Origin of the sequence: Saccharospirillum impatiens DSM 12546 (assembly GCF_000423605.1) — a bacterium.
GTDB lineage: Bacteria > Pseudomonadota > Gammaproteobacteria > Pseudomonadales > Natronospirillaceae > Saccharospirillum > Saccharospirillum impatiens.
In genome coordinates, this window is the sequence record NZ_AUIH01000001.1 from 41,657 (window position 1) to 54,748 (window position 13,092).

10 protein-coding genes are annotated in these 13,092 nt (G+C 57.8%); 2 read left to right on the forward strand and 8 right to left on the reverse strand.

The annotated features are described in order from the left end of the window. Nucleotides 1-132: 132 nt before the first annotated feature. A complete protein-coding gene (locus G565_RS0100195) occupies nucleotides 133-969 on the reverse strand; it encodes a MerR family transcriptional regulator (protein ID WP_028669177.1) in 837 nt (278 codons plus the stop codon). A gap of 219 nt (nucleotides 970-1,188) precedes the next feature. Between G565_RS0100195 and G565_RS0100200 the strand changes: the two genes are divergently transcribed. Continuing rightward, nucleotides 1,189-2,244: a sigma-70 family RNA polymerase sigma factor gene (locus G565_RS0100200; protein ID WP_028669178.1), complete on the forward strand. Its 1,056-nt coding sequence runs from the start codon at nucleotides 1,189-1,191 to the stop codon at nucleotides 2,242-2,244. A 24-nt stretch (nucleotides 2,245-2,268) separates the two neighbouring features. Here G565_RS0100200 and G565_RS0100205 read toward each other — a convergent pair whose 3' ends face one another. From G565_RS0100205 to G565_RS0100235, 7 genes are all read right to left on the reverse strand, one after another. Then, nucleotides 2,269-3,792, reverse strand: coding sequence for a cryptochrome/photolyase family protein (locus tag G565_RS0100205; RefSeq protein ID WP_028669179.1), 1,524 nt, complete (start codon nucleotides 3,790-3,792; stop codon nucleotides 2,269-2,271). Nucleotides 3,793-3,865: 73 nt separating this feature from the next. Beyond that, nucleotides 3,866-4,354 (reverse strand): GNAT family N-acetyltransferase, encoded by a 489-nt coding sequence (locus G565_RS25625; protein ID WP_051207020.1) that lies wholly within the window; start codon nucleotides 4,352-4,354, stop codon nucleotides 3,866-3,868. After that, complete coding sequence (gshB, locus tag G565_RS0100215; protein WP_028669180.1) at nucleotides 4,351-5,403, reverse strand: glutathione synthase; 1,053 nt, start codon at nucleotides 5,401-5,403, stop codon at nucleotides 4,351-4,353. Before gshB ends, G565_RS25625 begins: the two co-directional genes overlap by 4 nt. A 138-nt stretch (nucleotides 5,404-5,541) precedes the next feature. Beyond that, the gene (locus G565_RS0100220; RefSeq protein ID WP_028669181.1) at nucleotides 5,542-6,177 is read right to left on the reverse strand and encodes a CDP-alcohol phosphatidyltransferase family protein; all 636 of its coding nucleotides are present in this window, start codon (nucleotides 6,175-6,177) and stop codon (nucleotides 5,542-5,544) included. Beyond that, nucleotides 6,170-6,808, reverse strand: coding sequence for an ATP-binding cassette domain-containing protein (locus G565_RS0100225; protein WP_028669182.1), 639 nt, complete (start codon nucleotides 6,806-6,808; stop codon nucleotides 6,170-6,172). The genes G565_RS0100220 and G565_RS0100225 overlap by 8 nt, the downstream gene beginning before the upstream one ends. Before the next feature lie 16 nt (nucleotides 6,809-6,824). Continuing rightward, on the reverse strand, nucleotides 6,825-8,534 hold the full coding sequence (locus tag G565_RS0100230) for an ABC transporter permease (RefSeq protein ID WP_051207023.1): 1,710 nt from the start codon (nucleotides 8,532-8,534) through the stop codon (nucleotides 6,825-6,827). Further along, nucleotides 8,531-9,733, reverse strand: coding sequence for an ABC transporter substrate-binding protein (locus G565_RS0100235; protein ID WP_028669184.1), 1,203 nt, complete (start codon nucleotides 9,731-9,733; stop codon nucleotides 8,531-8,533). Before G565_RS0100235 ends, G565_RS0100230 begins: the two co-directional genes overlap by 4 nt. Before the next feature lie 293 nt (nucleotides 9,734-10,026). Here G565_RS0100235 and glnE point away from each other — a divergent pair, with 293 nt between their 5' ends. Continuing rightward, a complete protein-coding gene (gene glnE, locus G565_RS22305; protein WP_051207025.1) occupies nucleotides 10,027-12,864 on the forward strand; it encodes a bifunctional [glutamate--ammonia ligase]-adenylyl-L-tyrosine phosphorylase/[glutamate--ammonia-ligase] adenylyltransferase in 2,838 nt (945 codons plus the stop codon). Nucleotides 12,865-13,092 lie beyond the last annotated feature (228 nt).

A 13,092-nucleotide genomic window follows, 5' to 3' on the forward strand; every position in this document is an offset into this window, starting at 1 on the left:
CGTTTATATCGGCTATTCCATGAACCTACTTTAGTTGTTTTGAAGCTAAACGTGTGTGTCCGCCAATTGACCATCTCGTTGCGACGTCTATTTTAATAGTAGCGGCAAACTGCCATGTTGACCTGATAAAGGTCAGGCAACAGGCACTGGTTTGGCGTGTATCTTCTCTGCCAGCACGACGGACTGGAGCGCCGATAGCACGGCCCGCTGTGACGTTTGAATCTGCAAGAAGATCTCCTGGTGCAGTCCGGCATCCTTGTCGTCACTGGCTGAACATTCCAGGCTGTATTGCGCAAACAGCGTCAGTTCATGAAGGATGCCCGCCAGGTGATTCGGGCACTCGCAGTTAAGCGACGGTTTGATCTGCATCAGCGAACTGAGTTCTTCCAGGCTAAAGCCGCCGGTTCCTGGTGTCAGTTTGCCGAGCCGGTCCAGCAGCCAGCGGGTTGTCGGTCGGCCTTTGTGGCATTCGTAGCCCAGCCGCTCCAATTGATTCAGTTGCCGGCGGTTAGCGTATTCATACCAAATAATGGATAACACCTCGCGGCTTTCTGGCAGTTGTTCAAGTTGATCATCCGTCAGAGTAGGCCACTCGATCACCCAAACATCGGCGCCAGGAGGGCGTTTGCTCAGGGCGTCTGATGGCACAAAGTCAGCCTGCGGCACCTGGGCAGCAAAGGCGCTATAGAGACGACCACACCAGCCAATGACCAGTCGTCGCTGATTGCGCTCGGTGTGCTGGCGCAGACTGGCCATCGGCCATTCCGCCAGAGTGGCCAGGCTAAACCCTTGCTGGCGCAACCGGTCGATGCGCTGAATGCGTTCAATGTCCTGGTCACTGTAGCGACGCTGACCGCCTCCACTGTTGAAGCTGGGGCCAATGTCGTAGCGCCGGTGCCACTGGCGCAGTGCGTGCGCACTCAGGCCTGTCAGGGTGGCGGCCTCGCCGATCCGTTTTCCGGTGTTCATGGGGTCTCTCTGTGATTGACCCGACAGCAGGGCATCGGTTGCTGTACAGGTTCTGTCTAATCTCTGTGGTGCTCCAGCCCGATAATTAATCTAAAACTGCTACATCCTACGAATGAATGGACGAACCGTATCTTTCTACGCGGGTTGAATGCTGATGAATGTGGGCCAACCTAGTTGAGTGATTCGGTGAATGTCGAACGACTTGGTAAAGGTGCAACGATGAATGCTCATAATCCGGCCTGGTTTGCTGCGGCGGCCGACGCAGAGTACAACAGTTACGCCGAATGGAGCCGACTGCACCCCCTGCTGACGGCAGAACAGGAGCGCGCCTGGTTGCAACAGCATCAGGATGCGTCCCTGGCATTGGTGCGTCTGACACAGGGCATTGGAAAATCCTGGTGGCAAAGACGCTACCCTGGCCTGAACTGGGAGCAGCGCGACTGGGTGAAAACGATTTGGGACAAGCGTCCCAACCATGCGGACATGAACGCCTTGCGCCTCTGGTATCTTGAGCAACATAGCGGCCCTACGATGGTGCCGCGTCTGTGGAGGCGTCTGCTTCAAGCTCGGGAAATGTTACTTGGGTCAAACATTCGCCTGGTGTTCAGTGTGGCGCACCAGCACGTTAATCAGGGCCTGGAATTGACCGATCTGGTTCAGGAAGGTCAGTTAGGTCTGATGCGCGCTCTGGAGAAATTTGACGTGAAGCAAGGCACCCGCTTTTCCACGTACAGCCATTACTGGATTCAACAGTTCATTCGTCTCGGGCTGAAAAACCAGGCTGCGCTGATTCGTAAACCGACCAATGTGGTGGACGATGTCAAACGTTTCCAGCGCCAGTTGGTAATGGTGCAGCAAAGCGCTGGCAAGCCTGTGTCGGTGGCGACCATCAGTAAAGAGCTGAATATGGATGAGGCCCAGGTGCGTCATTTTCTCGAACTGGGGTTAAACCCTCTGTCACTCGATGCGCCTGTGTCAGACGATGGCTCTGACAGCTGGGCCAGCCATCTGGAAGCGACCGATCTGACAACCTACGAGGCAACCGAACAAAGTGAAGTCATTGACCGGATACGTCAGTCTTTGGGCGTGCTCGGCCACCGTGAGAAAGTGATAGTGGCGCTGCGCTATGGGATTCAGCAGGGGCGCGAGTATGGCTATCGCGAAATTGCTGATCAGCTTGGTGTTAGCCGTGAGCGAGTGCGTCAGCTGGAGAAAGAGGCGCTTAACAAACTGCGAGCACACTGGGACAGGCCAGACCCAATGGAAGCGTTTTAAAGCGCGAAGGGCCGCTTTACAGGCTCATAGTAAAGGCAGTCGGGCGATGATGTTTTCGCCTTGCTGCCACAGTGCTTCTCGCTCCGCTGAGCTCTTTTTGTCCAGGTTGCGATACATCAGACCCATGCGTCCATTGCTGCGAAAGCGGTCCTGATGACGCATCAGAAAATGCCAGTAAAGGCCGTTGAACGGGCAGGCGCGTGAGCCGGTTGTCTCCTTCACGTTATACCAGCAGGTTTTGCAATAGTTTGACTGTCGATTAATGTATTGGCCGGAAGCGGCGTAAGGTTTGCTGGTCATGCGTCCGCCGTCGGCGTGAAGCGCCATGCCCAATGTGTTGGGCCGTTCGACCCACTGATAGGCATCGACATAAACGCCAAGGTACCATTCACTGACCGCTTCCGGATCGAGACCTGCGATGAGCGAAAAATTCCCGGTCACCATAAGACGCTGAATATGATGGGCGTAACCGAGGGCTCGGGTTTGTCTGACGCTCTGCTGAACACACTGCATGCGTGTGTCCGCTGTCCAGAAATAATCGGGGAGGGCGTTGTGATGGTTAAGACTGTTTTGTGGCTCGAACAGGCGTAAATACCAGTACATGCCTCGCACATACTCTCGCCAGCCAATGATCTGGCGAATGAACCCTTCTGCAGCGTTGATGGGAATCCGGTCACGGTAATAAGCGTCTGCGACCGCTTCGCACACTTCCATCGGAGTCAATAAACCCTGATTCAGGGCCGATGAAAGCCGGCTGTGGAACAACCAGGGCTCGTCACTGGCCATGGCATCCTGAAAATCGCCAAAATGACTCAGATGACTGACTGCATGGGTTAAAGACGCTTGTGCCTGGCGACGAGCGACTGGCCACAGACCGGGTTGAACGTCCCCCCAGCCATCCGGGAAAAGTTGCTCTATCATGGTCGCGACGTTTTGGTCGATACTGTCCGGTTCGAACAGCATTGGCTCGGGGGCTGAGGGCTCGCCACGCCAGGCTCGTCGATTGTCGGCATCGTAGTTCCATTGGCCACCCTCTGGTTGATTCTCCTCATTCATCAGCAGGCCGGTGCGCTGACGCATCAAGCGGTAGAAATACTCCATACGCAGTGCTTTGCGACCTTGCGCCCAGTGGGCAAAATCGGCCAGCGACATGAGAAAACGAGTGTCTTCGAGCAGCTCAACAGGGCAGTTGAAGTGCGACTCCCAGTTTGCCATTTCCGATAGCAGACGCTGCTCACCGGGCTCGGTGAGGACAATGCGGTCAATTGAGTATTCATTTTTTACGGCGTCAACAGCTGCCTGCAGGCTGGCGAAGGCGGTGTCGCCGTCCAGTGGAAGGTAACGGACTTGCCAGCCCGCCGTCTCCAGCTCTTCGGCAAAATGTCGCATGGCGCTGAAACAGTTGAACAGTTTTTGCCGGTGGTGCGCCACATAGCGGGCTTCAGCCCAAACCTCGGCCATCACAATGATGTCTCGTTCGCGGTTCAGGCGCCGAAAGGTGGGCAGAGTCCGGGATAGTTGGTCACCGAGTATCAGACCGAGGTGCATGCAAGCCTCTGTAGAATTGAATTGAAGTCTGCTCAAATACGGTAAGAGTCAGTGTCTGGATGGCTGGTCCGGTTTAGAGCGTGTGTTGCCAGCGTTGCAGCCATTGCTGGCTGTCGCTGAGCAAGTCACCGGTATGTACGAAACCGGTTTGGGCGAGCACGGATTGAGACGCCAGGTTACCGGCGGCGGTGACAGCGACAACCCGGGTAAGGCCTTGCTCTGCAGCGAAGGCGCATAACCATCGCACCAGTCCGGAGGCATGTCCCTGTCGGCGCCAGTCAGGGTGAGTGCGATAGCCCAGCTCAACGGTTCCTTTGACGGGAGGCCCCTTGAACCCACCGGCAGCAATGGCGCTGTCACCTGCATAGACACAAGCCGGTCGATACCAGCGAGCCTGGGTTGGCTGCTTCTGCATCAGGGTGTGCAATTCCAGCAGCAGGGCCGGGTGCCCGAACAGAAACCGGCATTGCTCGGGCCGGGCCTGCAGGGCATTGATATCCGTGTCACTGAGCCAGTCAATTCGCTGGGATGCGCTCGGGTCTGACGGAGTCGGGGCGATCATTCGTTGTCCAGCAAATCCCGTGAACGCAAGTCGGACAGTCGCTTCATCAGGTGCTCGAGCTCGGCGTGCTTTTCACGGCGTTCATTGACCCGGTCTTCCAGAAAGTCGACGACCTGTTTTTGCAGCTTCACCTTGCTCAGACGGTTGATATTGGTGATACCACCCGGGTTGCAGACGTTGACTTCCAGCAGACGCTCGCCGATCAGATCCAGACCCACGAAATCAAGACCATCGGCCACCAGCTTGGGCCCAATCTTCCGGCAAACGCGTTTTTGTTCTTCGGTCAGCTTCCAGGCATGAGCACTGCCACCAGCCTGGATGTTGGCGCGAACGTCACCTTCTGCCGGCTTGCGGTGGTAAGCGCCAATGGCCTTGCCATTGAGCATGAGCACCCGGACATCGCCGTCTTCGGCCCCGTCGATATAGGCCTGAAGAATCACATAATTGTTGCGTTCACGGTCTATGTAGAAATCGAGCAAACTTTTGATGCTCGACTGGGCTGCCTTTTCCAGCACGATAACCCCGTGCCCGCCGCTGCCGTCGAGCGGCTTTAGAATCCACTTGGCCCGGTCACTTTCACGGATGACGCGCAGCAGGTAATCCTTGTTCTTGGACACATGGGTTTCCGGCAGAAAGTGGTTTTCCGGATCGTGAAAGGTCGTCGTGTAGAGCTTGTTACTGGCTTTGCGGACGCCGTCTACGTCATTGATGACCAGCGTCTCGTTCTTGACCGCATCGAGGAAGCTCAGGATGGTCGGGTCGATCGGCGGATCCTTGCGGATCATAATGCAGTCGAAAGCGTGCAACGGCAGCATTTTTTCATCGAACCGGATTTTTTTGTACAGGGTAGCAACGCTCTCCGGCACTTTGTCGATTGGCTGGATAACCCGTGAAAACCCGTTTACCACGTTGTTACGCACGGTCAGGTTCTGGGGGTAGAGCAGCGCTACTTTATGGCCGCGAGTCAGGCATTCCTGGATCATCACCAGGGTAGAGCTTTTGCCGGGTTCGATGTCTTCCCAGGCGTTGATCAGAAAAGCAATGTACATGGCTTACCCTTTGCGAATGGTCGAAGTTGGTCGTGATTTGGTGTGGTTGTTGAGTCAGCCTAACCCCTTGAGGGCCAGGCGGCAACCGGGCCGCGGAGTTTACGGTTTAAACCCCGGGTGCTGCAAAGGCTTTGTGAATCAGCCTGCGTCGGTAGCCTTTGCCGGGTCGTCCTTCAGGCTGTGATAGCCGCCAACCACCCGGGTCATGGTGGTGACTGCACAGAGCCCGAAAAAGCCCCAGGCTAGCCAGACAAAGTGCCCCGGAAACAAGCACATAGCCACCAGAAAGGCGATGGTTTCGGTGCCTTCAGCCAACCCTTCCAGATAATAAAACCCCTTGCTCGGGTAAGTCATGCTGCTCAATTTGCGGCGCTCTGCCAGAATGGCATAGGCGAGGAAGCTGCTGGCTGTGCCCATAAAACCCCACAGTAAAAAGGCGGCTGCCAGAGCATTATTCGCCGGGTTGGCCAGGGCGAAGCCCGCGATCACAGCGGCGTAAAAGACAAAGTCCAACACAATGTCGAGCAGCGCGCCTCCGTCGGTGGCGCCCTGCAACCGCGCCAGCTCGCCATCCAGTCCATCGGCCAGGCGGTTCAGTAAAATCGCGATCAGCGCTGCGGTATAGAGCTCCAGAGCCAGCAAGGGCACCACCAGCATGCCCAGTGCGAAGCCGGTTAACGTAACCTGGTTGGCGCGAATGCCTGCCCGGTCGCAGTGCCTGGCCAGTCGGCTCAGCGGCGGTTTGATCAGGGTGAGGGTCCAGCGATCAAGCATGGGAGGTCTCCAGTTCTATGAGCGGGCCCTGGCTGGGCCGGTCAGCCGGGTCGTGTGTGACCATCAAGGCCGGTATGCCCATGTCGGTGATTCGGCTGAACACCCAGTCCCGAAACTGATTGCGCAGGTGTTGGTCCAGTTTGGAAAAAGGCTCGTCCAGCAAGACCAGACGCGGCTCTGCCAGCAGGGTGCGCAACAGGCTGATACGAGCTCGCTGCCCGCCGGACAGGGTGGCGACGTCTCGCTGTTCAAATGAAGCGAGTCCGGCACTGCCCAGTGCCGAGGCGATGCGCTCGCGTTGCTGTGGCCGGGTCAGTCTGCCGGGAAGGGCGAAGACCAGGTTCTGGTAAACGTTCAGATGGGGAAACAGCAGGTCATCCTGAAACAGTATCCCGACCTGGCGTTGTTCGATCGGCACCGTTAGCAGGCTTTGGCCATTCAAAAGAATGTCGCCACTGAGGTCGAAAATCGGCGGCAGGGTTCCGGAAATAGCCGCCAGCAGGGTCGATTTCCCTGAGCCGCTCGGGCCCATGACGGTCCCGATCTCTCCGGGTTCCAGGCGCACTGTGAGCGGCTGAAACAAAGGTTTGTGGTTGAGCTTCAGGCTCAGGTGGTCGATGTTGAATGCCATGCGTTGTCCGTTCAGATCAGGTTTGGCCCTGTTGCAGGGCTCGGTGATGCCGGTAGCGCCAGGCGGCCAGAGACAGCGCCAGCGCAAAGCCGATCAACGGCAGTAGTTGTTGAACCAGCGCATAAACCGCCATGGTGCGCCGGTTGCTGCCACTGGCCAGGCTGACCGCTTCGGTGGTAATGGTGGCGAAGCGCCCGCCGCCCATGAACAGGGTGGGCAGATACTGGGCGACTGATACCGCAAACCCGGTCGCCAGGGTGTAGCCAATGGGCCGCCACAATTGCCCGAGTTTAATGCGCCAGAAGGTCTTCAGCCGGTGACCGCTGAGGCTCAGGCCGACCCAGACATAGCGTTCGTCAAACGCCCGGTAAGGGCCGCTGAGAGTCAAAAAGGTATAAGGCAGAACAAACACCAAATGCGACCAGACCAGCACCCACCATTGTCCACCGAGCTGTAGCCAGGCCAAACTGACCTGAAACCCGAACAGGAAGGCAATTTGAGGCACCAGCAGCGGCAGATACAATACCCAGAGCAGCCTCTGGGCGGTAAAACCGGGCTTTAGCTGGCGCAGCCGAACCTCGTTTTCCAGCGCACCAATAACCAATATTAGCGCGATCAGGGCTGCACTTAACCCGGTACTGAGCGTGAGCCACAGGGGGTCGAGAAGGCGATCGGGTGCGCTTGACCAGGCCCGCGCACTCAATGGGGACGGCCAGAGATCGGGGAAGCGCCATTGACCGGCAAATGACCAGAGGGTCAGCACCAGCAGCGAGGTCAAATAGAACAGGGTACCGGGCACCAGAACCAGGGATGCCCAGAAACGCAGGCCCAGCGCAAGGCGCGGGCGTTTGCCATTAGCCAGCAGGTGCCGGCACAACAACCGCAACGGGCGTTCAAAGCTGAACAGGACAGCCAGCGTCAGCACGGTGACCAGCAATAAGGTAGTGGCCGCGGCAGCGCCGGGTAATCGCAGTAGCAGGTCAGGGTCATTGAACAGCCGCGTTGCCATAACCGCCAGTGTAGGCGGAGCGGTAGGCCCGGCAATGAGGGCAATGTCGACCACCGACAAACTGAAAGCGACCACGGCGTAGAATGGCAAGCGCAACCGGTCATACAAGACCGGCCAGATCAGCGTGAGCCAAACCTTACCCGGGCGATATCCCAGGCTGGCCCCGAGCCAAAGTGTCTTGTCCACTTTGAGAGCGGGCAGCGAGGCCAGGGCCATAAACAATAGAAATGGAATCTCCTTCAGGGCCAGAACCAGTATCAGACTGAAGCCGTGGGGGTCCCGGAAGGTCATCCAATTGGGTGGATATTCGGGCCAGCCAGTGAGGACGGCAAGCCACCGAACCAGCCAGCCACTGGGTGCCACCAGAAAACCGATGCCAATGGCAAAGGCCGCATGCGGGACCGACAAAACGGGCGCCAACAGTTTTTCCAGGCGACGAAAGCCAGGCGACGGATAGAAGGCCATCAGAATCAGCAAGGTGGCCCCCAGTGCCAGCACGGCAGAACCGATGCCGGTCAGGAGCGACAGACGCAAAGCTGACCCGGCTCCGGGGTAATTCAGCAGGTCGATCCAGGGAGCGAGCGACAACGAGCGCTGCCCCAGCGCCGGAAACCAGCCAAAAGCCGGAAGCCAGGTTCCGGCGAGTCCAACCAGAACCGGGGTCAAAAACGCCAGCAACAGCAGGCGCGGAAACCAGGGCAGTATACGGGTGATCAACGTGCGTAACGTTGTTGCCAGGCACGTTCGAGAGCCGGAACCCAGCTTGCATCCGGTTCGCGCAACACCGCACCGAGTTCATCGGCAGAAAGTGTTGCCGGGCCTTGTGATCCTTGTTCGAACAGGGCCCGATCCGCGTCTGACAGCTTGTCGAGCGCCAGCACCGTGGGATCGCCCCAGACTTGGGTATCGGCCTTGTACGCCTGGGCTTCCGGCGACATCAGAAAGTTGGCAACCACTTGCGCTGCAGCAGTGCTGTCACTGTTGTAGGGAATGCCAACAAAGTGAGTGTTGCCGATGGAACCGGCATCGTGAACATAGGTGCGCACGGTATCCGGCAATTCGCCGTTGGCAATAGCATTGCTGGCATCGTTTGGATTGAATGACAGCGACAGCATGATTTCACCATCGTTCAACAACTGCGTCATCTCGGGTGCGCCACTGGTAAAGGTTTCGCCGTTGCGCCACATGAACGGGTGCAACAGGTCCAAATAGGCCCACAAGGGTTCTGTTACCGCTTCGAAGTCGGCGTCGTCAACCGGTTCGTAGAGGGGCGCGCGGTCAGCGGCCAGTTCCAGAAGCGCCTGCTTGAGGAAAGTGGTGCCGTGAAAGGCCGGTGGGGCAGGGTAAGTCACCCGCCCCGGGTTCTGCTGGGCGAAATCGAGCAAGTCGAGCATTGAACGAGGTGTTTCATCGACACGCGCTGTATCGGCCATGAACACCAGTTGAGCCATACCCCAGGGCGCCTCCAGATTGTCCACCGGTGTGGTGAAGTCATAGAGGGTGGTGGGTTTGTTGTCGGTGTCGACCAGTTCGTAGTTCGGCAGATTTTGGGTGAAAGGACCAAAGAGCAACTCATTGTCTTTCATTGCCGCAAAGTTTTCGCCGTTGATCCAAACCAGGTCGGCCGCCCCGCCGCTGTCCCTGCCAGCTGTTTTTTCCGACAGAATCTGGCTGATGGCAGAGCCAATCTCAGCGACTTTAACGTGCTCCAGTGTGACGTCGTAGTCGTCTTCAATTCGCTCAGCGGCCCAGCGCAAGTAATCGTTGATGACGTCGCTGCCACCCCAGGCGTGAAAATACACCGTCTGGCCCTGGGCCTGCTCAAGAGTGTCGGTCCAGTCGGTTTCAGCCAGGGCAGTGCCCGTGGCCAGTGTGGCAGTCAGGGTCGCGGCGAGCGCCCAGTGATTCGGTGTCATGCGGCATCCTTTGAAATAGATTGTCAGGCGTGGCATCGGGGCCACGGGGTCAGGCTATGCTGTTGGTTGTTGAGGCAGAGGTCTTCGGGACTTACCCATCCCTGTCGGGATTAATGGTACCTTAAATCAGAGTCGGACGATGGCCGGCTTTCTTACACCTGTTGATCCCAATGCCGTCCACTTTTGGTTTGCTCAAACCAATACGCTGTCTGCCAAGCAATTGGATGCGGTTTTCATGCGTCCCGGGTTTTGGCAGTATCCAACCACCCACGACTGGTAAAGAGAGAACTGCTGTGACACCACCCCCCCAACTCGACGCTGCTTATCAGGCCAGATATGAACAGGGCGTTTCGGCCGGATTGTCCGCTGAGGTTGCTGGCTGGCTGGCCAAGACGGCCGCCTGTAGCCCCTGGTTCGACGAGCTGCTGACATCAGCCGGTTTTGCTGAGGTTGCTGGTTGGGTGACCGACCCGCAGCCTGCTGAAGCTGAGCTGGATGCGCTCAGTGCGGATTGGGTACTGGACGAACCGGATAGGGTGAAGGCTGATTTGCGTGGCTGGCGCAACCGGCAAATGGCCTGGCTGATGGTTCAGGATGCGAACGGATTGTCGAGCGCCCGGAAAACCGCCCGTGCCGTTTCTGACTTGGCCGATGTAGCCATTCGTCGCGCGGTCACCTTCGCCGAGGCACACTGGACCGAGCAATGGGGGGCTCCCGGTCCGTCAGACTTTGAAGAGCAGCAACAAAGCCTGGTGGTAGTGGCCATGGGCAAGCACGGTGCGCGGGAACTGAATTTGTCGTCGGATATTGATCTGATTTTCGCCTTTCCCAATCAGGGTGAAGTCGTTAACGGGCGCAGTCACGAAGAGTTTTTTACCCGGGTCGGGCGCACCGTTATTCAATTGCTGGATACGCGCACGCCCGAAGGGTTTGTGTTTCGGGTTGATATGAGGCTGAGACCCTGGGGGCAAAGTGGGGCGCTGGTCAGCAACTTTGCCGCCATGAATCACTACTACACTCACCAGGGGCGCGAATGGGAGCGGTTTGCCATGGTCAAGGCGCGGCCAGTGACCGGTGCAAGGGCCGCACAGGCAGCCCTGGAACAGGATCTGAAGTCTTTTGTGTATCGCCGTTACGTTGACTTTCATGCGCTCGGTGCCCTGCGTCGTCTCAAATCGATGATTCAGAAAGAGGTGCGCCGGCAGCAGCTGGAAGACAACATTAAACTGGGTCAGGGAGGCATCCGTGAGGTTGAGTTCATCGCTCAGGCGTTTCAACTGATACGGGGTGGCCAGGACGTGTCATTGCAGGAACGCGGTACCTGGCCGGTGTTGACAATGCTGGCAGATGAAGGCTATTTGCCGGCTGAAGTGACCCGGGAATTGGTCGATGCGTACACGTTCCTGCGCGATCTGGAGCACCGAATACAGGCATTGCGCGACGAACAAACGCAGCGTTTGCCAGCGGACGAGACTGATCGGGCCCGTCTGGCCTGGTCGATGGGTCACAACTCGATCGAGGCTCTGTTGGAGCAGTTGGCCCACCACCGTGAGCGAGTGCATCATCACTTCCAGCAGGTGGTGGCTGAGGATGCCGGCTCCACCCGGACGCTGAACCCGGACATGGTGGCGTTGTGGCGTGATGGTCAGTCAGATTCGACAGACATTGAAAGCAGCGAGACTCAGGCCGTTCTGGCTTTTCGAAATGAAACGGCTGTGCAGCGATTGCAAGGCCAGGCACGCGATAACCTCGATCAGTTAATGCCTCTGCTGCTGACGGAATTGGCGGGCAGTGGGCAGTTGGGCCGTGGTTTTGAGGCCTTGCACCCAATTCTGGAGGCCATTCTCAGGCGGTCTGTGTATTTCGTGTTGTTGGCTGAGAACCCGGATGCACTGCACCAGCTCTGCCGGCTCGCCCCGGCCTCACCCTGGATCGCCAATCTTTTCATCCAGAAACCCTATCTGCTGGACGAACTGTCCGACCCCGACAGCCTGTATCGCTTGCCGCAACGCGGCGAACTGACCGACGACCTGCATCAGACCCTGTTGCGGGTTCCCGGCGATGACCTGGAACAGCAGATGGAAGTGTTGCGTCATTTCCGCCATGGCCGGGTGCTGCGGGCAGCCGCTTGTGAAGTCGCTGCCATGTTACCGCTGATGAAAATATCGGATTACCTGGCCTGGGTTGGCGAGGTCGTGGTTGAGCAGGCGCTCGCTCTGGCCTGGCAACAGATGGTGAGCAAACACGGGCGCCCCAGTCGTGACAATGGCGACTGGTGTGAGCTCGACTTCGGCGTTGTCGCTTACGGCAAAATGGGCGGCCTCGAGTTGTCTTATGAGTCCGATCTCGACCTGGTGTTCTTGCACCAGGCCTCGCCACAGGGCGAAACCGAAGGACCGAAAGTGATTGATAACGTCGTTTTTATGGCGCGGCTTGGCCAGCGTTTGATCCACCTGCTGAGCACTGCCACGCCCAGTGGCACCCTTTATGAGGTGGACACCCGGCTGCGACCCTCAGGAAACTCGGGTTTGCTGGTGACCAGTTTAAAGGCGTTTGAAAAGTATCAGAACAGCAAAGCCTGGACCTGGGAACACCAGGCTTTGGTCAGAGCCCGCTTCATCGCCGGAGACCCTGAGTTGCAGACGGCCTTTAACGCCGTCCGGCACGATATCCTGCAACGGCCCCGCGACCGCGCCACGCTGCGCGAAGACGTCATCCAAATGCGCCGGAAAATGGTGGGGCATCTGTCCAGCCAGGCTCAGAAGGGCAAGGCGGGTGAGGTGTTTCACATCAAACAGGATCCGGGTGGCATCGTTGACCTGGAGTTTTTGGTGCAATACCTGGTGCTGGCTTATGCCAGCGACCACCCGGACGTTGCCCGGTGGTCGGATAACGTTCGTTGCATAAAAGCGTTGCGGGATGCCGGGGTGCTGACGGATGAACAGGCCGAGCAGTGGCTCGATGCCTATCTGACCTTGCGCGAGCATACTCACCACGCTGTGCTGTCGGGAACCTCAACCACGGTGCCAGTAGCGCAAATGACCCCTGAACTTGCCCGGGTGCGGCAATTGATTCGGGATCAGTGGCAGCAGTGGCTGGGAGCAGAATCGCCGGCTGAGCAGGGAGATTAAGGAGCCTGTGAACAATTCCCCCGGGGAGTTCTTTAGAGGCACCCTTGCGTTTCGCTTCGCTGCCGGGGTGTCAGGTAGGGAATACAGTGTTGATAGGAATGCATGGTGCTCAGGGCTATTGTCTCTAGAGTCTGACTCTGCAGATGACATACAATGAGGCATCGTTTGCCCCACGGCAGGCGCCTCGACAACGGGCTTTTCAATTTGGGGCCCACAGCATTGGGAAAT